This is a genomic window from Actinacidiphila sp. bgisy145 (assembly GCF_057708125.1).
The window spans coordinates 53,360-71,991 of sequence record NZ_JBYIRL010000041.1 but is presented as its reverse complement, the minus strand read 5'-3'; the positions used below and the strand labels follow the sequence as shown (position 1 = coordinate 71,991).

The following is an 18,632-nucleotide window of genomic DNA, read 5'->3' as shown; positions in this document are numbered from 1 at the left end:
CCCCCCCCCCCCCCCCCCCCCCCCCCCCCCCGGGGCCGGGGTACGCGCCGCTGCGCCCGTGGCCGGGAACCGTTCGCCCGCGTCGGGCGCTTCGTTCCGCGGGGGCGGCAAGTCCCGTGGTCGGGCGGGGACGCCGTGGCCGAAGTGGTCCGGTGCCGGGGTGGCTGTGCGCCGGGGGGCGGCGCGCGCGGGAGAATCGTCGGGGCGCCCGTGGGGGCGCCGCGGCCGGGGGTGTGGACCTCCCGGCCGGTCGATGGCCTGAAAGGCTCCCATGAAAGCTGAGATCGCCGTGCCCATGGGGGCACCGCACAGCCGCATTCTCGGAGTGGGTGCGTACCGCCCGCGGCGGATCGTGGACAACGTGGAGGCGTGCCGCCACATCGACTCCTCCGACGAGTGGATTCGCGCCCGGACCGGCATCGTGACCCGGCGCTGGGCCGAGCCGGACGAGACGCTGGGCGTGATGGCCGAGGCGGCCGCCCTCAAGGCGATCGCCGCCGCGGGGATCACCCCGCACGACGTGACCTGCGTGATCGCCGCGACCTTCACGCACCTGCTCCAGACCCCGGCGATCGCCACCGAGATCGCCCACCGGGTGGGCGCCGACCGGGCCGCGGGCTTCGACATCTCCGCGGGCTGCGCCGGGTTCGTGCACGGTGTGGTGCTCGCCTCCGACGCGGTGCGGGCCCGGGGCGGCCACGTACTGGTGGTCGGGGTGGAAAGGATGTCGGACATCATAGATCTGACGGACCGTTCGACCGCCTTCATCTTCGGCGACGGCGCCGGCGCGGTCGTGGTGGGCCCCTCGCAGACCCCCGGCATCGGCCCGGCGGTGTGGGGCGCCGACGGCTCGCAGGCCGACGCGATCCGGCAGAGCGTGCCGTGGAACACCCTCAGGGACGACCCCGGCCACCCCTTCCCCGCCCTGCGCCAGGACGGCCAGCGGGTCTTCCGCTGGGCGGTGTACGAGATGGCGAAGGTGGCCACGCGGGCGGTCGAGGCCGCGGGCCTGCGGCCGGAGGACCTGGACGCCTTCATCCCGCACCAGGCCAACGAGCGGATCATCGACAGCATGACCAGGTCCATGGGGCTGCCGGCCCGGGTCGCCGTCGCCAAGGACATCGTCACCAGCGGCAACACCTCGGGGGCGTCGATCCCGATGGCGATGGACACGGTGCTGGCCGCCGGCGACGTCTCCTCCGGGGACACCGCGCTGCTGCTCGGCTACGGCGCCGGCCTGTCGTACGCGGCGGTGGTGGCGACGCTGCCGTAGCGGCGTCAAGAGGGCCGTACCGGCCAGTGCGCGGCCGGGTGCGACAGCACGAGGAGGCGGTGATCCGCAGACCACCGCCTCCTCGTGTGGCACCCCGCCTGGGCGAAATGCGCTGCCTACGGCCGTGTCAGGGCGGCCGCGAGCCGCAGGGGCATCCTCTCAGAGCACCCGGCTCCTCCGAAAGGATTCGGCCACTTCCGTCACTGCCGGCCCCGCGGCGGCGCCCGGTTGGGCACCGTTTCGGCGGGTGCGCGGGGCCGGGTGCGGCGGCCGGGTGTTTCCCGGCGTTCGCGTGATAGGACCACCGCCTTTCCGGTCAATACGTAGGAAAAGCGTATTAACGTGCGCGCGGCACGCGGAGGGAGCGGCATGACGATCGCGGAACAGCAGCCCGGCGGTGACACCGTCGACCCGCCGGGCGGCGGAGGCGGAGGCGGACGCGGACCGCGCAGGCGGCTGCTGCCCTGGAAGCACCGCCGCGACCTGACCCCCGGTCAGCTGCGCCGCCGCCGCATGGTGACCCGCGGCGCGCTCGGCGTGTGCGTGGTGTGCGTCGGCACCGTCGGCTGGTCGGTCGGCAAGGCGCTCACCTACCCCGGCAAGGACAGCACCCAGGCCCGGCTGGCGGAGTGGGCCCGCGACCACGAACTCGGCTTCGTCGTCGACAAGCTGGAGAACGTCCAGTACCGGATGCACCCGCCGAAGGTCGGCGGCACCCTGTCCGCCGACGCGCTGGCCCGGATGAAGGCCACCGCGGGCGCCGCCGCGGCCCCCGCCCCCGGCGCCCACGCCGCCGCCCCGGCCCAGCCCCTCATCCCCATGCGCGCGGCCATGACGCCGCCGGTCAGCCCGGCGCTGCCCGGCGAGGGCGTCTACCGCACCCTCAGCAGCGCCCACGGCGAACCGATCGTCCAGGGCACCTATGTCCGCCCCGACGAGGAGCACACCTCCTACGAGGCGGCCGTCGCCTGGATCAGCGGCAAGCACGCCCGCTTCCAGCTCCACCCCGGCTTCATGGAGCCCGGCGGCACCTTCGACGTGCCGCCCACCATCCCCAAGGGCAGCCGCACCGGCCTGGTCGCCACCTGGAACGGCGGCTTCCGCATCACCGATGGCGGCTCCCGCGGCGGCTTCTACCTCGACGGCAGGACCGACGGCGAACTGCGCGACGGCGCCGCCTCGGAGGTCTTCTACAAGGACGGCTCCATCAAGGTCGGCGTCTGGGGCCGCGACGTGCGGATGACCCCCGACGTCGTCGGCGTCCGCCAGTGCCTGGAGCTGATGGTCGACGACGGCAAGGTGGTGCCCGACATCGACGACGGGTCCAAGTGGGGCGTCGCCGACCAGGGCGGCATGTTCGTCCCCCGCTCCGGGGTCGGCGTCACCGCCCAGGGCGACATCATCATGGTCGTCGGGCAGGCGCTGTCCGCGCAGAGCCTCGCCGGCCTGATGCAGCGCGCCGGCGCGGTCCGCGCCATGCCGCTGGACATGAACCGCGCCTGGCCGTCGTTCATGTCCTACGACAGCAGCCGCGACCCGTCCAACCCCAAGCCCACGAACATCCTCGACTTCGAGGACCCGCCGGACCGCTACTACGTCCAGGCCACGCGGGACTTCGTGGCGGTGTACGCGCGCTGACCGCGCGGCACCGCGCCCGCGCGGTGGGCGGCCCCGCGGACCCGCGAGGCCGCCCACCGGTGCGCCGCTCGGCGGTCGGCCGGTTCGGGCCGCTCACCGCCCAGTCCTCGGCCAGGAGCCGGTTCGCGATCGCACCGGGCGCCGCGCGCAGGTCGTCCACCGCTCGTCCAGCCGGCACGCCCACAACCCGGGTGAGCGCCGCCGCCTCGCGCTCACCGGCCGCCGTCGTGGACACGTACGTCCCGGCCGGCGCCGGCCACCCGTCGGCCGCGGCCTGTTCGAACGCCGGCCGCGGCGCCTCGGGCGGCAGCCGCCCGTGCCTGCCCCACCGAAGGCGCATCCAGCGCCCGCGCCGCCCGCCCGCGCCCGCCCCGCCTGTTTCCGGCCGGACCGCGCCCACCTGGCGCGACGCCGTCACCCGTCCGGCCGAACCCCGGAAAAGCGGTGGCCGCCCGCCGTAGGCTTCCCCCATGGCGGCAGAACACGAGCACCCCGGCGGCAGCGTCCGCGTCGACTCCTGGATCTGGTGCGTACGGCTGACCAAGAGCAGGTCGCAGGCGGCGACCGCCTGCCGGGCCGGGCACGTGAAGGTCAACGGCGAGCGGGTCAAGCCCGCGCAGGCGGTGAAGGTCGGCGACGAGGTACGGCTGCTGCACGCCGGGCGCGAGCGCGTGGTCGTCGTGTCCCGGCTGCTCGCCAAGCGGGTCGGCGCCCCGGTCGCCGCGGAGGCGTACGTCGACAACAGCCCGCCCCCGCCGCCGCGCACCGACGCCCTCGCGATGGGGGTGCGCGACCGCGGTGCCGGCCGCCCCACCAAGCGCGACCGCCGCGAGCTGGAGCGGCTGCACGGCCGCCGCGAGCGCGGCTGACGCCCGGCGGCCGCCGGCGCGCACGCGGGGCGCGGCGGGAACCTGTCCCCGCCGGCCGGCCGGCCGGCCGGCCGGCCGCACGCACGGCCCGGGACGGTGTACGCCGGGCCGGAACCGGCTTAAACTCTCGGTGCTAGTTTTCCGGTACCGAGGAGCCCGCGATGCGCCCAGTCCACTTCGCCGCCGCCCGCCGCACTCCGATCGGGCGCCTGCGCGGTGCACTGTCCACCGTCCGGCCCGACGACCTCGCGGCCACCGTCATCCGCGGCCTGCTCGACGGCGTCCCCGCCCTCGACCCGGCCCGGATCGACGACGTCTACTGGGGCGCCGCCAACCAGTCCGGCGAGGACAACCGCAACGTCGCCAGGATGGCCGTCCTGCTCGCCGGGCTGCCCGACAGCGTGCCGGGCGCGACCGTCAACCGGCTGTGCGCCTCCGGCATGGAGGCCGTCACCACCGCCGCCCGCACGATCGCCGCCGGCGAGGCCGACGTGGTGCTGGCCGGCGGCTCGGAGTCGATGAGCCGCGCCCCCTTCGTCATGGCCCGCCCCGACGAGGCCCTGCCGCGCGCCCTCCAGACCCACGACACCCGCCTCGGCTGGCGCCTGACCAACCCGCGGATGAGCGACCTGCACGGCGTGCTGTCCATGGGCGAGACCGCCGAGGAGGTCGCGGCGCGCCACGACGTCAGCCGCGCCGACCAGGACGCCTTCGCGCTGCGCAGCCACCGCAACGCCGCGCGGGCCCGCAAGGACGGCCTCTTCGACGCCGAGATCCTGCCCGTCACCCGCCCCGACGGGGTGGTGGTCGCCGCCGACGAGAGCATCCGCGAGGACACCACCGCCGAACGCCTCGCCGCCCTCGCCCCCGTCTTCCGGGCCGGCGGCAGCGTCACCGCGGGCAACTCCTCGCCCATGAACGACGGGGCCGCCGCGCTCCTGCTGGTCAGCGAGGACGCGCTCGCCGACCTCGGCCTCGAGTCCCTGGGCCGCTACGCCGCGGGCGCCAGCGCGGGTGTGCACCCCGACGTCATGGGCATGGGCCCGGTCCCGGCCACCCGCCGCGCCCTGGCCCGGCTCGGCCGCGGTGTCGACTCCGTCCAGGAGGCCGAGTTCAACGAGGCGTTCGCCGCCCAGGCGCTCGCCTGCGTACGCGAACTCGGCATCGACCCCGACCTGGTCAACCCCACCGGCGGCGCCATCGCGCTCGGCCACCCGCTCGGCTGCTCAGGCGCCCGTATCCTCACCACCCTGCTGCACCGGATGCGCCGCACCGGCGCGGCCCGCGGCCTGGCCACCATGTGCGTCGGGGTCGGGCAGGGCGCCGCGGTCCTGGTCGACCGGGCCTGAGCGCCGTACGGCTCCCGCCCCGCGCCCCACCGCGGGCGCCAATACCCGTACGCACCGGGCATCTTGGGACGGTTCCACGGCCGCCGGGGCGCAAAACGCCGAGCCGACCGCGGAAGTCGTACCGCGGACGGGGAGGCGTCTGACATGATCGGAACCGTGCAGACATCGACCGCCGGCGCCCCGCAACTCCTCGCGATCAGCGACCTGCACGTCGGCTATGAGGCCAACCGCGACATCGTCGAGAAGATGCGGCCGGGCGGTGACGGCGACTGGCTGATCGTGGCCGGCGACGTCGGCGAGATCGCCGAGGACATCCTGTGGGCGCTGCGCACCCTCAAGGAGAACTTCGGCACCGTCATCTGGCTGCCCGGCAACCACGAGCTGTGGACGCACCCCAAGGACGCGCTGACGCTGCGCGGCGAGGCCCGCTACCGGTACCTGGTCGAGCAGATCCGCGGCCTGGGCGTCATCACCCCCGAGGACCCGTACCCGGTCTGGGAGGGCGTGAACGGCCCGGTCGCCGTCTGCCCGATGGCGCTGCTCTACGACTACACGTGGCGCGACGGCACCCCCGGCGCCACCACCAAGGCGCAGGCGCTGGAGCAGTCCGGCGAGTTGGGCGTCGTCTGCACCGACGAGATGCTGCTGCACCCCGACCCGCTGCCCGGCATCGACGACTGGTGCCGGGCCCGCGTCGCGCAGACCGCCGAGCGCCTGTCGGCCCTGGACCCCGAGCTGCCGACGGTGCTGGCCAACCACTGGCCGCTGCACCGCGAACCGACCCGCGTGCTGCGCTACCCGTCGTTCGCGCTGTGGTGTGGCACCGAGCTCACCGAAGACTGGCACCTGCGCTTCCGCGCCACCGAGGTCGTCTACGGCCATCTGCACATCCCGCGGATCATCCACCGCGACGGCGTCCGCTTCACCGAGGCGTCGCTCGGCTACCCGCGCGAGTGGGGTGCGCGGGCCGCCGGACCGCTCGGCCCGCGCCGCATCCTCGCCGGCCGGCCGGGGGCGGCGCGATGATCGAGCGCCTGGTCCCCGCCGCGGTCCGCACCCGCGTCGCCTACGGCGACGAGCTCGACCGGGTCCCGCTGCTGCCTGAGGAGGAGCCCGCCGTCGCCCGCGCGGTGCCCAAGCGCCGTGCCGAGCACGCCGCCGGGCGGGCCTGCGCGCGCGAGGCACTCGCCGCGCTCGGGGTGCCTGCGGGGCCCATCCCGCGTGACGACGCCGACCGCGGCGCCCCGGTCTGGCCGGCGGGCGTCGTCGGCAGCATCACGCACTGCGAGGGGTACCGGGCGGCGGCCGTGGCGCGCGCCGCCGACGTCCTCGCGCTGGGCATCGACGCCGAGCCGCACGGCCCGCTGCCCGACGGCGTGCTGGACGTCATCCACTCCACGCCCGAGGAGCGCGCGGCGCTGGCCGAACTGACCGGCAAGCGGCCCGAGATCCACTGGGGCCGGGTGCTGTTCAGCGCCAAGGAGACCGTCTACAAGGCGTGGTATCCCTACCACCACCGGATGCTCGGCTTCGAGGAGGCCGAACTCCTCCTGACCGAGGAGCCGTTGCTGTCCGGTCCGCCCCAAGGCACTTTCAGCGCACGGCTGCTGGTGCCCGGTCCGCTGCTGGCCGAGGGCGTCGGCCCGGACGTGTTCACCGGGCGCTGGATCGTCCACGAGGGCATCGTGGCCACGGTCATCGCGATCACCGCGGAGCCGGCCGGGAGTTGAGCCGCCCGGGTCGGTGTCGGTCGGGTCGGCGACGGTCGTCCTGCTCGGGCCGCTCCGCTCGGGCCGCCCGCCGCAACAGGCCCTGGGCGGACGGCGTCAGGCGGACCGGCGGCGGACGAGCGTCGTCCTGAAGATCACCGAACGGGTCTGCTGGGCACTGTCGTCGATGAGGGCGAGCAGCAGCCGGCCCATCTCCGCGGCCATGTCCTCCACCGGCTGCCGCACGGTGGTCAGCAGCGGCCGGGAGGCGGTCGCCGCGCTGCTGTCGTCGAAGCCGACCACGGCGATGTCCTCCGGCACCCGGCGGCCGAGGTCGCGCAGGGCGAGCAGCGCGCCCTGCGCCATCAGGTCGTTGGCGACGAACACCCCGTCGGTGTCCGGGTGTTCGGCCAGCAGCGCGCGCATCGCCGCCTCGCCGCTCTCCTGTGTGAAGTCGCCCTCGACGGCGGGCGGGCGCGGGTGGCCGTGGCCGGTCACCGCGGCGCGGAAGGCCGCGCGGCGGTCCCGTCCGGCCGGGGAGTCGTGCGGGCCGGCGATGGTGGCGAGGCGGGTGCGGCCGAGCGAGACGAGGTGGTCGACGGCCAGTTCGACGCCCGCCTGCTGGGAGATGTCCACGAAGCTGATCGGCACCGGCTCCGCCGGGCGGCCGAAGAGCACCACCGGCAGCCCGGCTTCGGCCAGCAGGGCGGGCAGCGGGTCGGCGGGGGCGATCGAGACCAGCACCACGCCGTCGATGTGCTGCTGGCGCAGGGTGGTGACGAGTTCGCGCCGCGCCTGGTCGGAGTCGGCGAGCATCAGCACCGGGTGCATGTCGCGCGGCCGCAGCACCGTGAGCAGGCCGCCGACGATCCGGCCGAAGAACGCGTCGCTGAACACCCGTGACATGAAGGGGTCGTCGGCGCCGTGCCCGGGCACCGAGAAGACCAGCGCGACCGCGTCGGTGCGGCGGGTGACGAGCGTGCGGGCCGCGCGGTTCGGCACGTAGCCGGTGCGGGCCACCGCCTGCTGGACCACCTTCTGGATCTCCGGGTCGACGTTCCGCGTGCCGTTGACCACCCGGGAGACCGTCGCCCGCGAGACCCCGGCGGACCGTGCGACGTCTTCGAGTGTGGGCAGGTGCGGTCGACCCGGACGGCTGGTGGTCATACCTGCCTTTATACCACGGTGGGAGAGCGCTCTCCGATCTTGGGGCGGCCGGGGATTGATCGGCGGCGCGGGGCGACTTAAGGTCAAGCCGTCCGGTCATACCTCCGATGTATGGGAGTGGGTGCGGCTCATGCCCATGCAACCCTGGTTCTCCGACGCCAAGCTCGGCATCTTCGTGCACTACGGCGTCTACGCGGTCGACGGCGTCCCGGAGTCGTGGGCGTTCTACGACGGCAGGGTCAGCCGCGAGCAGTACTTCGGCCAGCTGGCCGGGTTCACCGCCGCCCGCTACGACCCCGACGCCTGGGCGCGGCTGTTCGCCCGGGCCGGCGCCCGCTACGCGGTGCTCACCGCCCGCCACCACGACGGCGTCGCCCTGTGGGACACCGCGCAGCAGGGCCTGTCCGTGGCCCGCGACACCCCTGCCGGGCGCGACCTGGTCGGCGGCTACGCCGACGCGCTGCGCGCGCACGGCCTGCGCGTCGGGCTGTACTACTCGCACTCCGACTGGTCCCACCCCGACTACGCGACCGTGCGCCACCCGTCGCCGGCCGGCGGCACGGCCGGCATCCCCGTCAACGACAGCCGGTTCAGCGCCCCGGAACAGGGCGCCGAGGACCCGGCCGCGTGGCGCCGCTACCTGGCCTACCGCGACGCGCAGGTGCGGGAGCTGACCACCCGCTACCGGCCCGACCTGCTGTGGTTCGACGGGGAGTGGGAGCGGTCCGCCGAGCAGTGGGGCATCGACGCGCTCGCCGACGACATCCTCGCAGTCACCCCGCAAGCCGTGCTCAACGCCCGCATGCTGCACCGCGGCGACTACGCCACACCCGAGCAGGGCGTCCCGCTCGTGGCACCGGACGGCCCCTGGGAGCTGTGCCTGACGGTCAACGACTCCTGGGGCTTCCAGCCGCAGGACCACCGGCACAAGTCGGTCGGCCAGCTCGTCCGCTACCTCGCCGAGACCGTCGGCGCCGGCGGCAACCTGCTGCTGGACGTCGGCCCGCGCGAGGACGGCACGATCACGCCCGAGCAGGCCGACCGCCTGGAGGGCCTGGGCGCCTGGACCGCCCGGCACGCGCCGGCGGTGTACGGCACCTCGGCCGGACTGCCGCCCGGCCACCACTACGGTCCCAGCACGCTGTCGGCCGACCGCCGCACCCTGTACCTGACCTGCTTCGACCCGCCGCGCGAGACGGTGTCGGTGCGCGGCCTGCGCAACGCCGTCCGGCGGGCCACGGTGCTCGGCACCGGCACGGAGGTCGGTCACCACGTCACCGGCGGGCTGCACGACGTGCCCGGCGTGCTGTGGATCGACGCGCCCGCGCCCCGCGACGTCGACCCGTACGCCACGGTGCTGGCGCTGGAGCTGGACGGCGAACTGGAGCTGTACCGGGGGACGGGCCGGGACTGAACGGGGGCCGGCGGTCGGCGCGGGCCGCAGGCACAGGGGGCAGGGGTAGGGACAGGGGCAGGCATCCGATGTCTGCCCGGGCTGCCGTACGGGCTCCCGGGTGACCGGCCGGAAGGCGGCCGGGGGATACTGGGCCCCATGGTGGCGCAACCCCCGAGCCGCAGCGCGGTGCACCCGGGCCCCGACGCGGACGAGCTGGCCCTGCTCACGCGGTGGCACGCCCTTCACACCGGGGTGCGGCGGCTCACCGACGGCATGCTCGCCGTCGTCGAGGCCGAGCAGGAGCTGGCGCCCAGCTCCTTCCAGGCCCTGATGTTCCTGGCCGCCGCACCCGGCAGGGCCGCGCCGATGAACCAGCTCTCGGCCGCCCTCGGCTTCTCCACCGCGGGCACCACCAAGCTGGTGGACCGGCTCGAAGGCGCGGGGCTCGTCGAGCGCCGCCCCTGCGCCACCGACCGCCGGGTCGTCCACACCGCGCTGACCCCGGCCGGCGCCGGGTCCGTACGGGCCGCAGCCGTGCTGCTCGCGCGGACGCTGCGGGCCCGGGTGGTCGAGCCGCTCGGCGAGGACGCCTTCCGCTGCCTGGCCGACACCGTCGGCTCCCTCGACCCGTTCGGCCCGGTGCCGTGCTCCTGAGACGGGGACGCGGCAGCGGGTCCGCGGCGCCGGGTGGCGGTGCCTTTGGCACAGTGGACGGCATGGATGACGAGGTCCCGTCGCCGCACGACCCGCACGTGCGGCACCTGCGCCAACTGTTCCTCGCCGTCGTCACGGGCAGCTTCCTCTTCCTCGTGCCGTGGATCGGCTACCTGTCGGCGAGCCTGCCCGACCACCACGAGGTCGACCAGTGGCGCTTCGCCTGGGTCGGCTTCGACTGCGCCCTGATCGTGGCGATCGGCATCACCGCGCTGTGCGCCTGGCGGCGGCTCCAGATCTTCATCCCGTGGGCGCTGGTCACCGCCGCCCTGCTGTGCTGCGACGCCTGGTTCGACATCGTGCTGGACTGGAACAGCGACGAGCTGGCCGGCGCGGTCGTCACCGCGGTGGTCGCCGAACTCCCGCTCGCCGCGCTGCTGGTGTACGTGGCCCGGAAGATGATCCGGCTGACCGTGCTCATCGCCTGGCGGCGGGCCGGCCGCACCGGCGCGCCGCCGCCGCTGTCCCGGCTGACCCTCATCAAGCTCGCCGACGGCGAAGGCGCCCCCGCCTGCGCCTGCCGGGAGCCGCACGGCCCGTAGGGCGCCTTCGCACCGCGCCGGGTCAGCCGGCGATGGCGTCCAGCGCGGCCAGGTCCTCGGCCGACAGCGGGAGTGCGGCGCCGGCGGCGTTCTCCCGCAGGTGGGCGGTGGAGGAGGTGCCGGGGATGAGCAGGATGTTCGGCGAGCGCTGCATCAGCCAGGCCAGCGCGACCGCCATCGGCGTCGCCCCGAGCCGGTCCGCGACGCGCGAGAGGGCCTCGGACTGGAGCGGCGCGAAGCCGCCCAGCGGGAAGAACGGCACGTAGGCGATGCCGTCGGCGGCCAGGTCGTCCACGAGGGCGTCGTCGTGGCGGTGGGCGAGGTTGTACATGTTCTGCACGCACACGACCGGGGCGATGCCGCGGGCCTCGGCGACCTGCTCCGCGGTGGCGTTGCTGACGCCGAGGTGGCGGATCAGCCCCTCGCGCCGCAGGTCGGCGAGGGTGCCGAACGCCTCGGCGATCGATCCGGGCCGGGTGCCCATGGCGTCGCCCATCCTCATATTCACCAGGTCGAGGGCCTCGACGCCGAGGGAGTCGAGGTTCTCGTGGACCTGCCTGCGCAGGTCCTCCGGGCGCCGGGCCGTGGGCCAGCCGCCCTGCGCGTCGCGGTTCGCCCCCACCTTCGTGGCGATGAGCAGCGAGTCGGGGTAGGGGTGCAGCGCCTCGCGGATCAGCGCGTTGGTGACCCCCGGACCGTAGGCGTTGCTGGTGTCGATGTGGGTGATGCCGAGGGCGACCGCCTCGCGCAGGACGGCCAGTGCGCCGTCGTGGTCCGCGGGCGGCCCCATGACTCCCGGGCCGGCCAGCTGCATCGCGCCGTATCCGAACCGGGTGACGGCCTTGTCGCCCAGCGGGAAAAGTCCGCCGGGAAGGGGTGTGGAGGGCGTGCTCATCGCCGTGCCTTTCGCTTCGTGCCGTACGGGGGTGGTCTCTGAGGTCCCCTTGCACCATTCTTGGAGAGGTGCTTCCTTTCGGGAAGGAGGCACTCTGAAGTGCGTAACGACCCGTGGGTGAGAGGTGGGACCGGTGGCGACCAGGGCGGAACGGAAGGCACAGGCCGCGGCGGAGTACAACGCGTTCCTCGCGGGGTGCCCCAGCCGCCAGCTGCTCGACCGGATCGCGGACAAGTGGGTGGTCCTGATCCTGTGCGCCCTGGGCGGCGGCGGGGAGGGCGGCACCCCGCGGGCGATGCGCTACTCCGAGCTGGCACGGCAGTTGGCCGGCGTGAGCCAGAAGATGCTGACCCAGACCCTGCGCGCCCTCGAACGCGACGGCCTGCTCACCCGCACCGTGACCCCCACGGTGCCGGTCACGGTCACCTACGAGCTGACCGGCCTCGGCCTGTCGCTGCACCACCTGACCCGCGGGCTGCGGCAGTGGGCGCAGGGCAACATGGACCAGGTCCTCGCCCACCGGGAGCAGCACGACGCGGCGAACGCGTAGCAGGGCCGGCGGCCCGGTGCGGACCGGGGGCGGCGGTCGGGTGGGACCAGGGCCCGGCGGGGCTCAGCGGGGCTCAGCCGGCCTCGATGCGGCGGACCGCCGTGTCCAGGGCGGCGTCGCGGGTGGCGTAGACCTCGCACACCGGGCTGCCGGTCGGCGTGCGGGTGTGGTCGATCTCCCACAGGCTCAGCTCGGTGCCGTCGGGCAGCAGGAAGGCGTGCTCGTACAGCGACCAGGTCACCGTGCGCCCGGCGACGTGCGTGCTGCGGCGGCCCACCATGCCGATGGTGTGGGCGACCGCCGCGTGCAGGCGGCCCTGGACGTCGGCCCCCGGCGGGTTCGCGTTGGCCGCGCGGCGCAGCAGGCGGCGGGCGTGCTCGGGCGAACCGGCCTCGGTGTACGCCCGGTTGCGGCCGCTCGCCGAGGGCAGCGGCTCGGCACCCGGCAGACCGGCCGACCCGGCGAGGTCCGCGAGGTCCGCGAGGTCCGCGAGGTCGGCCGGGCCGGGCCCGGTCCGCATGGGCAGCGGCGTCCCGAACGCGGTGTCGGCCTCCCACTCGGCGAGCGCCAGCTCGCCCCGGTCGGTGAAGACCGCGCGGGTCAGCTCCCCGCCGGGCCCGGTGTTGTGCTCCAGCTCCCACACCAGCCGCACCCCGCCGTCCGGCAGCAGGAAGCTGTGCCGGTAGGTGCGCCGGTCCATCGCCCGCGGCGGCCCGTTGGTGTGGCGGCAGGACTGGAGGCCGCAGTAGTGCATCAGCGCGCCGCGCACCTCGGCCAGCTGCCGCGCGGCCTGCGCGCCGTTGCGGGCGCGGCCCAGTAACCGCGCCAACTGCTCGGCGGGCCGCCCCCCGGATCGTACGACGTCCGGCTCGACCGCCCGTGCAGGTCCAGCGTCCATACGGCCCTCCCGTTCCCCGGCGCCGCCACTCTCCTGCTGCCACTCAGCGTAGTAGCGCCGTCGCCCGAGGAGTATGCGGAAGGCCGGAATTACGGGCGTGTACGCTGCAACGCGCGCCCCCCGCGGGCCATCGGGACGAGCCTCACTCCGCCGCCCCGGCGCACCATGCCAGCGCCCCGCCGAGGTGGCGGCGGAAGTCCGGGTCGGCGTAGGCGGACGGGAGGTGCCCGAGCGCGGTGTAGAACACCCGCCCGCCGCCCGCCCGGTGGCACCAGACCAGCGGGTGGTCCGTGCCCGTCCGGGTGCCGTCGTAGCTGCCCTCGTCCACGGAGGCCAGCACCCGCACCGCCCGTCCGGCTGGTCCGGCGCGGAAGTCGTACCACTCGTCGGTCCAGCGCCAGCGGGCCGGCAGGTGTGCGGTGGCGGGGTGGCCGCGGTCGTGGACGAGGACGTCGGCGGGCTGGAGGGGCGGGTGCCCGGCGAAGCGCGCGCCGAGCAACTCGCCGTAGTACGGCCAGTCGTACTCCGCGCACGCCGCCGCGTGGACACCGAGGAAACCGCCCCCGCCGGTGACGTGGCCGCGCAGCGCCGCCCGGGCCCGGTCGTGCAGGACCTCGCCGGTGGGGGAGAGGAAGACCACGGCCGCGCAGCCGGCCAGCGCGGCCGGGCGCAGGTCGTCCGGGTCCTCGGTGTGGCGGGTGGACAGGCCCTGTGCGGCGGCGAGTTCGGCGAGTGCGGCGGCCCCGGCGCCGATCGACGCGTGCCGGTAGCCGGCGGTCGCGCTGAAGACCAGGACGGCGCCGCGGCTCACCGGTCGGCCCGCCGCCCGGACGGCTGGGGTCCTTCCGAGGATGGCGAGGGCGGGGGCGGGGTGACGGCGCCCGGGAAGGGAGTGCCGCAGCGGGCGCAGTCCGGGCCGGCCGTCTCGCGGAAGGCCCCGCACTCCTCGCACACCCGGTCCAGCCAGCACACCGGGTCGCCGCCCTCGCTGATCTCCCCGCCCCCGCCGCCCTCTTCGCCTCCGGCCCGCTCGGTCCCGTCGCTCACGCCGTGCCCGCCTCCTGCGCTCTGCCGGCCCGGCGGCCGGTCCCGGTCTCCTCGGTGCCGCCGCCGTCGCCCGCCGCGCGGCCCTCCCGCGCGTCCGCGTCCCAGCGGCTCATCGCCCGCCGCAGCGAGCGCGACTCGGCGAACCCCAGCCGCGCCGCGCGCTGCGCCGATCCCGCCTCCTCGTGCCGCAGCCACTGCTCACGCCGTACGGTGTCCAGTTCGGCCCGCCAGGTGGTGCCGAAGTCGCCGAGCCGCCGTTGCAGGGTGCGCGGGCTGATCGCCAGCCGCCGCGCCGCCTCGGCCAACGAGGGGCGCCCGTAGGGCAGTTGGGTGGCGATCAGCTCACGCAGCCCGGGAACGGGAGCGGCATCCGTCATCGCGGGCGCTGTCGCTGTCGCTGCCGTTGCCGCGGGCGCCTGCGGGGGCGGGGTGGCGGCGGCCGCGCGCAGCATGATCGCGGCAAGCGCTGGGTCGGCGGTGTCCAACGGCCGCTCCAGGTCCCGCCGGTGCAGCGTCAGCGCGTCGGCGTCCGCGCCGAACTCCAGCCGGGCGGCTCCGAACGACTCCCGGTACGGCGCCTGCCGCCGCGGCGCCCGGTGGGCGAACTCCAGCCGGACCGGGCCGAGTTCGCGCCCGGTCGCGTGCCGGAGCTGCGCGGTCAGCACCGCCATCGCGAACTCCGCGACCACCCAGCGCAGTTCGTCGTCGCCGCGCCGCACGCCGTAGCCGATGGTCACCTCGTCCCCGGACTCCTCGATGGTGAGCAGGGAGTTGCTGCTGATCAGGTGGATGTGGGCGGCCTCGCGGGTCAGGCCCTCGCCGACGGTCGGCGCGGAGGACATCAGGTAGTCGAACACGTCGAGCAGGCCGGGCCGGTAGCCTTCGGCGGCCAGCAGGCCGGCGTCGCGGCAGCCGGTGTGCGCGAGCACCGCGCCCCACAGCCGGTAGGTGTGCGCGGAGGGGGCGCGGGTGGTCTCCGGCGAGGTCAGCAGGTGGGGCAGCCCCGCGGCGCGCGCGAGCTGTTCCGCCTCGCGCGGGCTCTTCGCGGCGGCGGTGGCGATCAGGCGGGTGACCACCACGGACTCGGTCTGCGGCGGGACCTGCGCGGCGCGGGCGGCGCCGCCGTCCGGGCCGGGCTGCTGGTGCGCGCGGGTGGACAGGTGGGGGTCGGCAGTGGGCGCTGCTGGCGGCATACCGGAACTCCGGCGGTCGGCGGTCGTCCTGGGTGGGGGCCCCGCGGCTGCCCGCCGGGGGACGTTCCAGCAGCCTACGCGTGATCTGGCGCGTTTCGACCACCGGCTGTCGCGTTCCGTCCTCCCGTACGGCGGTCGTCCGCCCCATGATCGGGGGGCGGCATCCCTGGGAGCCGCGGCGCACGAGAGGGGCGCGGGCCGGCGGGGGAGAGCCGGTGCGGAAGCGGGCCGAGGTCCGTACCGACTCCAAAAGGCCCAGTTCGCGCCCCTCACGTCCGCCCCGGCAGCCCCGGGCGGCCCCGTGCCGTCGACCGGTCTGTTCGTCCCGCCCGGTCTGCCCGGCCAGCCCGGTCCGGCGCCGGGTCGAGCCAGTGCAGCCGGCCCACGCTGATGATTTGCATCCGCAGCCGGGCCGCGGCCATGATCCGCTCCCGCGCGGCCGCGTCGCCGGGCGGCGCCTCCAGCAGTTCGGCCGCGGTCGCCACCATGTGGTCGACGTGGAGCCCGGCGAGCACCCGCAGTTCGGCCCCCGACCAGCCGGCCGACGCGGGCTGCACCGCCAGCCCCGCCGCCACCTCGTCGGTGAACCGGCCGAGTTCGGCCGCGATCGCCTCCCGTACCGGCCGCACCCCGCCGTGCCGCTCGCGCGCGATGAAGCGGACGTGCGGGCGGTGCTCGTCGACGTACGCCGCCGTGAAGGTGACGCTCCGGTCGATCAGGGCGTCGGGCGCGCTGCCGTCGGCGCCGTCGGCGAGGGTCGCGCGGACCACCTCGTGCAGGCTGCCCAGCGCCTCGCCGACCAGGGCGACGCCGAGGCCGTCCATGTCCGGGAAGTGGCGGTAGAAGGCGGCGGGCGAGACACCGACCTCCCGGGTCAGCTCGCGCAGGCCCAGGCTGCTGAGGTTCTGGTGCTCCAGCAGGCGCAGGCCCGCGTCCAGCAGCGCCTGCCGGGTCTGCTGCTTCTGCGCCCGGCGGGTGCCCGGCCGGGGTTCCCCGGTGCCCGGTCCCGGCCCCGGCCCCGGCCCTGATCCTGGCTGCGGCCGCGGGCCGTCGGAAGTGTGACTCATGTCATTCAGTAAACAACCGTTCTCCGACTTTGGCCACCGTACACTGGAGAAGTCAGTGAACAACTGTCATCCGAAATCTCGAACTCGCTGGAGGTGCAGCAGACATGAGCCTCGTCGTCCTCCTGCTGGGGATGGGCATCCTGATGGGTGCCGCCGCCCACACCTCGCTCACGGTCTTCACCGTCCTCGCCGCCGCCATCGCGGCCTGGCTGCTCGGTTTCGCCGTCCGCGAGGGCATCGCCCGCCGCCACCGCTGAGCGGGCGCCCGACCGACGCCCGGAAGAACCCACCGTTTTCCGAGAGGAACACCGTGAACACCGCAGCGCACCCCGTCAGCGCCGCTACCCCGGCCGCCCCCGCGACCCCGGCGGTCTCCCGCAACGTCCGCGACGCGGACGGCATGGCGGTCGCCTCCTTCCTGCTCGGCCTGCCCGGACTGCTCGTGCTCAACGTCGTGCTCGGCCCGGTCGCCGTCGTCCTCGCACTCGTCGCGTTCGCCCGCGGCACCCGCCGCCGCGGCCGCGCCGCCCTCGGCCTGGTGCTCGGCGTGGCCGACCTGGCCGTCATGGTCGCGGTCACCGTCGCCAACCACGGCGTCATCTGGTCCTTCACCTGAGCGGCCCGGCGCAGCGCCCCACACCGCGAACGGCCCGCCCCTCGTACGGATCGACGTACGAGGGGCGGGCCGTTCGGCGTCCCGGCGGGCGTCAGCTCAGGTCGATCCCCGGGTAGAGCGGGAAGCCCGCCAGCAGGTCCGAGGAGCGCGCCGCGACCTGCTCCGCGACGGCCGGGTCCAGCACGTAGTTCGCCTTCGAGGTGCCGCCCTTGGCCGCGGCCGCGGGCGTGGCGGCGGTCAGCACCGTGTCGATCAGGCCGGCGATCTCGTCCATCTCCGGCGCGCCCAGCCCCCGGGTGGTCAGCGCCGGGGTGCCGATCCGGATGCCGGAGGTGTACCAGGCGCCGTTCGGGTCCTGCGGTACCGAGTTGCGGTTGGTGACGATGCCCGCGTCCAGCAGAGCGGCCTCCGCCTGGCGGCCCGTCAGGCCGTAGGAGGAGACGTCGATCAGCGCGAGGTGGTTGTCGGTGCCGCCGGTGACGAGCGTCGCGCCGCGCCGCAGCAGGCCCTCCGCCAGGGAGCGGGCGTTGTCCACCACGGCGTGCGCGTACGTGCCGAACTCCGGCCGGGCCGCCTCCGCGAGCGCCACCGCCTTGGCCGCCATCACGTGCGGCAGCGGGCCGCCGAGCACCATCGGGCAGCCGCGGTCCACGTGCTCGGCGAGCGCGTCGTCGCACAGCACCATGCCGCCGCGCGGACCGCGCAGCGACTTGTGCGTGGTCGTGGTGACGATGTTCGCGTGCGGCACCGGGTCGAAGTCGCCGGTGAGCACCTTGCCCGCGACCAGCCCGGCGAAGTGCGCCATGTCCACCATCAGCGTCGCCCCGACCTCGTCGGCGATCTCGCGCATGATGCGGAAGTTGACCAGCCGCGGGTAGGCGGAGTAGCCCGCGACCAGGATCAGCGGCCGGAACTCGCGGGCGGCGGCGCGCAGCGCGTCGTAGTCCACCAGGCCGGTCGCCGGGTCGGTGCCGTAGCTGCGCTGCTCGAACATCTTGCCCGAGATGTTCGGCCGGAAGCCGTGCGTGAGGTGGCCGCCGGCGTCCAGTGACATCCCCAGCATCCGCTGGTTGCCGAAGTCGGCGCGCAGTTCGGCCCAGTCCGCCTCGGACAGGTCGTTGACCTGGCGGGCGCCGGCCTTCTCCAGCGCCGGGCGCTCCACCCGCTGCGAGAGCACCGCCCAGAACGCGACGAGGTTCGCGTCGATGCCGGAGTGCGGCTGCACATAGGCGTGCGCGGCGCCGAAGACGGTGCGGGCGTGCTCGGCGGCGAGCGACTCCACGGTGTCCACGTTGCGGCAGCCGGCGTAGAAGCGGCGGCCGACGGTGCCCTCCGCGTACTTGTCGCTGAACCAGTTGCCCATCGCCAGCAGCACCGCGGGAGAGGCGTAGTTCTCGCTCGCGATCAGCTTCAGCATCTCGCGCTGGTCGGCGACCTCGGCGGCGATCGCGTCGGCGACCCGCGGCTCGACGCTCCGCACGACCTCCAGCGCGCTGCGGAACGCGGTCGAGGCGACAGAGTCGCGCTGCGGGGAGGCGGAGTGGGAGGGGACGGACGGCTCGGCCATGGCGGGGTCCTCCGGAGGTTTCGGCAACGGGGTGGCCCAGGCGTACGGCACTTCGGTCCAGAACGAGCCGCTTCCCGATGGTTGCACCCATCCCAGCACGCCAGTCACGGCTCACCGGCAGCGTATCAAGGCGGAGGTCCGC

General features: G+C 75.1%; 20 protein-coding genes and 1 riboswitch. Of the genes, 12 read left to right on the top strand and 8 right to left on the bottom strand.

Annotated elements, in window-relative coordinates; translation table 11 throughout:
* Positions 1 to 271: 271 nt before the first annotated feature.
* From AC3ERT_RS29875 to AC3ERT_RS29850, 6 genes are all read left to right on the top strand, one after another.
* Positions 272 to 1,273, top strand: a complete 1,002-nt coding sequence (locus AC3ERT_RS29875; RefSeq protein ID WP_435136606.1) for a beta-ketoacyl-ACP synthase III — start codon at positions 272 to 274, stop codon at positions 1,271 to 1,273.
* A gap of 369 nt (positions 1,274 to 1,642) precedes the next feature.
* On the top strand, positions 1,643 to 2,911 hold the full coding sequence (locus AC3ERT_RS29870; protein ID WP_435177898.1) for a phosphodiester glycosidase family protein: 1,269 nt from the start codon (positions 1,643 to 1,645) through the stop codon (positions 2,909 to 2,911).
* Positions 2,912 to 3,381: 470 nt separating this feature from the next.
* Positions 3,382 to 3,780 carry an RNA-binding S4 domain-containing protein gene (locus tag AC3ERT_RS29865; RefSeq protein WP_335976442.1) on the top strand — a complete coding sequence of 133 codons (399 nt, stop codon included), beginning with the start codon at positions 3,382 to 3,384 and terminating at the stop codon, positions 3,778 to 3,780.
* Between the two features lie 161 nt (positions 3,781 to 3,941).
* Positions 3,942 to 5,129 (top strand): thiolase family protein, encoded by a 1,188-nt coding sequence (locus tag AC3ERT_RS29860; RefSeq protein WP_435177896.1) that lies wholly within the window; start codon positions 3,942 to 3,944, stop codon positions 5,127 to 5,129.
* Between the two features lie 144 nt (positions 5,130 to 5,273).
* Positions 5,274 to 6,155: a metallophosphoesterase family protein gene (locus AC3ERT_RS29855; protein WP_435136593.1), complete on the top strand. Its 882-nt coding sequence runs from the start codon at positions 5,274 to 5,276 to the stop codon at positions 6,153 to 6,155.
* Positions 6,152 to 6,859 (top strand): 4'-phosphopantetheinyl transferase family protein, encoded by a 708-nt coding sequence (locus tag AC3ERT_RS29850; protein ID WP_435177894.1) that lies wholly within the window; start codon positions 6,152 to 6,154, stop codon positions 6,857 to 6,859. Before AC3ERT_RS29855 ends, AC3ERT_RS29850 begins: the two co-directional genes overlap by 4 nt.
* A 96-nt stretch (positions 6,860 to 6,955) precedes the next feature.
* Here AC3ERT_RS29850 and AC3ERT_RS29845 read toward each other — a convergent pair whose 3' ends face one another.
* Positions 6,956 to 8,005: a LacI family DNA-binding transcriptional regulator gene (locus AC3ERT_RS29845; protein ID WP_435136590.1), complete on the bottom strand. Its 1,050-nt coding sequence runs from the start codon at positions 8,003 to 8,005 to the stop codon at positions 6,956 to 6,958.
* Between the two features lie 130 nt (positions 8,006 to 8,135).
* On the opposite strand from AC3ERT_RS29845, the gene AC3ERT_RS29840 reads away from it, so the two are divergent.
* The 3 genes from AC3ERT_RS29840 to AC3ERT_RS29830 all read left to right on the top strand — a co-directional run bounded on the left by AC3ERT_RS29840 (position 8,136) and on the right by AC3ERT_RS29830 (position 10,657).
* The gene (locus tag AC3ERT_RS29840) at positions 8,136 to 9,419 is read left to right on the top strand and encodes an alpha-L-fucosidase (RefSeq protein WP_435177892.1); all 1,284 of its coding nucleotides are present in this window, start codon (positions 8,136 to 8,138) and stop codon (positions 9,417 to 9,419) included.
* Positions 9,420 to 9,557: 138 nt separating this feature from the next.
* On the top strand, positions 9,558 to 10,055 hold the full coding sequence (locus tag AC3ERT_RS29835) for a MarR family winged helix-turn-helix transcriptional regulator (protein ID WP_335976427.1): 498 nt from the start codon (positions 9,558 to 9,560) through the stop codon (positions 10,053 to 10,055).
* A 62-nt stretch (positions 10,056 to 10,117) separates the two neighbouring features.
* Complete coding sequence (locus AC3ERT_RS29830) at positions 10,118 to 10,657, top strand: hypothetical protein (protein ID WP_335976425.1); 540 nt, start codon at positions 10,118 to 10,120, stop codon at positions 10,655 to 10,657.
* A 22-nt stretch (positions 10,658 to 10,679) separates the two neighbouring features.
* Here the strand turns inward: AC3ERT_RS29830 and AC3ERT_RS29825 are convergent, their stop codons facing one another.
* Positions 10,680 to 11,552, bottom strand: coding sequence for an aldo/keto reductase family oxidoreductase (locus AC3ERT_RS29825; protein ID WP_435136583.1), 873 nt, complete (start codon positions 11,550 to 11,552; stop codon positions 10,680 to 10,682).
* Positions 11,553 to 11,685: 133 nt separating this feature from the next.
* Between AC3ERT_RS29825 and AC3ERT_RS29820 the strand changes: the two genes are divergently transcribed.
* Positions 11,686 to 12,102: a winged helix-turn-helix transcriptional regulator gene (locus AC3ERT_RS29820; RefSeq protein ID WP_435136580.1), complete on the top strand. Its 417-nt coding sequence runs from the start codon at positions 11,686 to 11,688 to the stop codon at positions 12,100 to 12,102.
* Positions 12,103 to 12,175: 73 nt separating this feature from the next.
* On the opposite strand, the gene AC3ERT_RS29815 is transcribed toward AC3ERT_RS29820, so the two are convergent.
* From AC3ERT_RS29815 to AC3ERT_RS29795, 5 genes are all read right to left on the bottom strand, one after another.
* The gene (locus AC3ERT_RS29815; RefSeq protein ID WP_435177890.1) at positions 12,176 to 13,000 is read right to left on the bottom strand and encodes a DUF6227 family protein; all 825 of its coding nucleotides are present in this window, start codon (positions 12,998 to 13,000) and stop codon (positions 12,176 to 12,178) included.
* A 142-nt stretch (positions 13,001 to 13,142) separates the two neighbouring features.
* Positions 13,143 to 13,811 (bottom strand): ThuA domain-containing protein, encoded by a 669-nt coding sequence (locus AC3ERT_RS29810; RefSeq protein ID WP_435136574.1) that lies wholly within the window; start codon positions 13,809 to 13,811, stop codon positions 13,143 to 13,145.
* Entirely contained in the window at positions 13,808 to 14,047 is a 240-nt protein-coding gene (locus AC3ERT_RS29805) for a hypothetical protein (protein WP_435177888.1), read from the bottom strand. Before AC3ERT_RS29805 ends, AC3ERT_RS29810 begins: the two co-directional genes overlap by 4 nt.
* Positions 14,044 to 15,240, bottom strand: coding sequence for an AraC family transcriptional regulator ligand-binding domain-containing protein (locus tag AC3ERT_RS29800; protein ID WP_435177886.1), 1,197 nt, complete (start codon positions 15,238 to 15,240; stop codon positions 14,044 to 14,046). The genes AC3ERT_RS29805 and AC3ERT_RS29800 overlap by 4 nt, the downstream gene beginning before the upstream one ends.
* A 269-nt stretch (positions 15,241 to 15,509) precedes the next feature.
* On the bottom strand, positions 15,510 to 16,307 hold the full coding sequence (locus AC3ERT_RS29795; RefSeq protein WP_435177884.1) for a TetR family transcriptional regulator: 798 nt from the start codon (positions 16,305 to 16,307) through the stop codon (positions 15,510 to 15,512).
* 104 nt (positions 16,308 to 16,411) lie between these two features.
* On the opposite strand from AC3ERT_RS29795, the gene AC3ERT_RS29790 reads away from it, so the two are divergent.
* Both AC3ERT_RS29790 and AC3ERT_RS29785 read left to right on the top strand, forming a co-directional pair.
* On the top strand, positions 16,412 to 16,564 hold the full coding sequence (locus AC3ERT_RS29790) for a hypothetical protein (RefSeq protein WP_200823366.1): 153 nt from the start codon (positions 16,412 to 16,414) through the stop codon (positions 16,562 to 16,564).
* 143 nt (positions 16,565 to 16,707) lie between these two features.
* On the top strand, positions 16,708 to 16,923 hold the full coding sequence (locus AC3ERT_RS29785; RefSeq protein WP_335976915.1) for a DUF4190 domain-containing protein: 216 nt from the start codon (positions 16,708 to 16,710) through the stop codon (positions 16,921 to 16,923).
* Positions 16,924 to 17,014: 91 nt separating this feature from the next.
* Here AC3ERT_RS29785 and AC3ERT_RS29780 read toward each other — a convergent pair whose 3' ends face one another.
* The gene (locus AC3ERT_RS29780; RefSeq protein WP_335976398.1) at positions 17,015 to 18,490 is read right to left on the bottom strand and encodes a glycine hydroxymethyltransferase; all 1,476 of its coding nucleotides are present in this window, start codon (positions 18,488 to 18,490) and stop codon (positions 17,015 to 17,017) included.
* Positions 18,491 to 18,517: 27 nt separating this feature from the next.
* Positions 18,518 to 18,608, bottom strand: a riboswitch (ZMP/ZTP riboswitch).
* Positions 18,609 to 18,632 lie beyond the last annotated feature (24 nt).

Excerpts from the sequence above, each read along its gene's own strand:
- AC3ERT_RS29875 (WP_435136606.1), top strand. The coding sequence starts at position 272 with ATGAAAGCTGAGATCGCCGTGCCCATGGGGGCACCGCACAGCCGCATT.
- AC3ERT_RS29870 (WP_435177898.1), top strand. The coding sequence starts at position 1,643 with ATGACGATCGCGGAACAGCAGCCCGGCGGTGACACCGTCGACCCGCCG.
- AC3ERT_RS29865 (WP_335976442.1), top strand. The coding sequence starts at position 3,382 with ATGGCGGCAGAACACGAGCACCCCGGCGGCAGCGTCCGCGTCGACTCC.
- AC3ERT_RS29860 (WP_435177896.1), top strand. The coding sequence starts at position 3,942 with ATGCGCCCAGTCCACTTCGCCGCCGCCCGCCGCACTCCGATCGGGCGC.
- AC3ERT_RS29855 (WP_435136593.1), top strand. The coding sequence starts at position 5,274 with ATGATCGGAACCGTGCAGACATCGACCGCCGGCGCCCCGCAACTCCTC.
- AC3ERT_RS29850 (WP_435177894.1), top strand. The coding sequence starts at position 6,152 with ATGATCGAGCGCCTGGTCCCCGCCGCGGTCCGCACCCGCGTCGCCTAC.
- AC3ERT_RS29845 (WP_435136590.1), bottom strand. The coding sequence starts at position 8,005 with ATGACCACCAGCCGTCCGGGTCGACCGCACCTGCCCACACTCGAAGAC.
- AC3ERT_RS29840 (WP_435177892.1), top strand. The coding sequence starts at position 8,136 with ATGCCCATGCAACCCTGGTTCTCCGACGCCAAGCTCGGCATCTTCGTG.
- AC3ERT_RS29835 (WP_335976427.1), top strand. The coding sequence starts at position 9,558 with ATGGTGGCGCAACCCCCGAGCCGCAGCGCGGTGCACCCGGGCCCCGAC.
- AC3ERT_RS29830 (WP_335976425.1), top strand. The coding sequence starts at position 10,118 with ATGGATGACGAGGTCCCGTCGCCGCACGACCCGCACGTGCGGCACCTG.
- AC3ERT_RS29825 (WP_435136583.1), bottom strand. The coding sequence starts at position 11,552 with ATGAGCACGCCCTCCACACCCCTTCCCGGCGGACTTTTCCCGCTGGGC.
- AC3ERT_RS29815 (WP_435177890.1), bottom strand. The coding sequence starts at position 13,000 with ATGGACGCTGGACCTGCACGGGCGGTCGAGCCGGACGTCGTACGATCC.
- AC3ERT_RS29800 (WP_435177886.1), bottom strand. The coding sequence starts at position 15,240 with ATGCCGCCAGCAGCGCCCACTGCCGACCCCCACCTGTCCACCCGCGCG.
- AC3ERT_RS29795 (WP_435177884.1), bottom strand. The coding sequence starts at position 16,307 with ATGAGTCACACTTCCGACGGCCCGCGGCCGCAGCCAGGATCAGGGCCG.
- AC3ERT_RS29790 (WP_200823366.1), top strand. The coding sequence starts at position 16,412 with ATGAGCCTCGTCGTCCTCCTGCTGGGGATGGGCATCCTGATGGGTGCC.
- AC3ERT_RS29785 (WP_335976915.1), top strand. The coding sequence starts at position 16,708 with ATGGCGGTCGCCTCCTTCCTGCTCGGCCTGCCCGGACTGCTCGTGCTC.
- AC3ERT_RS29780 (WP_335976398.1), bottom strand. The coding sequence starts at position 18,490 with ATGGCCGAGCCGTCCGTCCCCTCCCACTCCGCCTCCCCGCAGCGCGAC.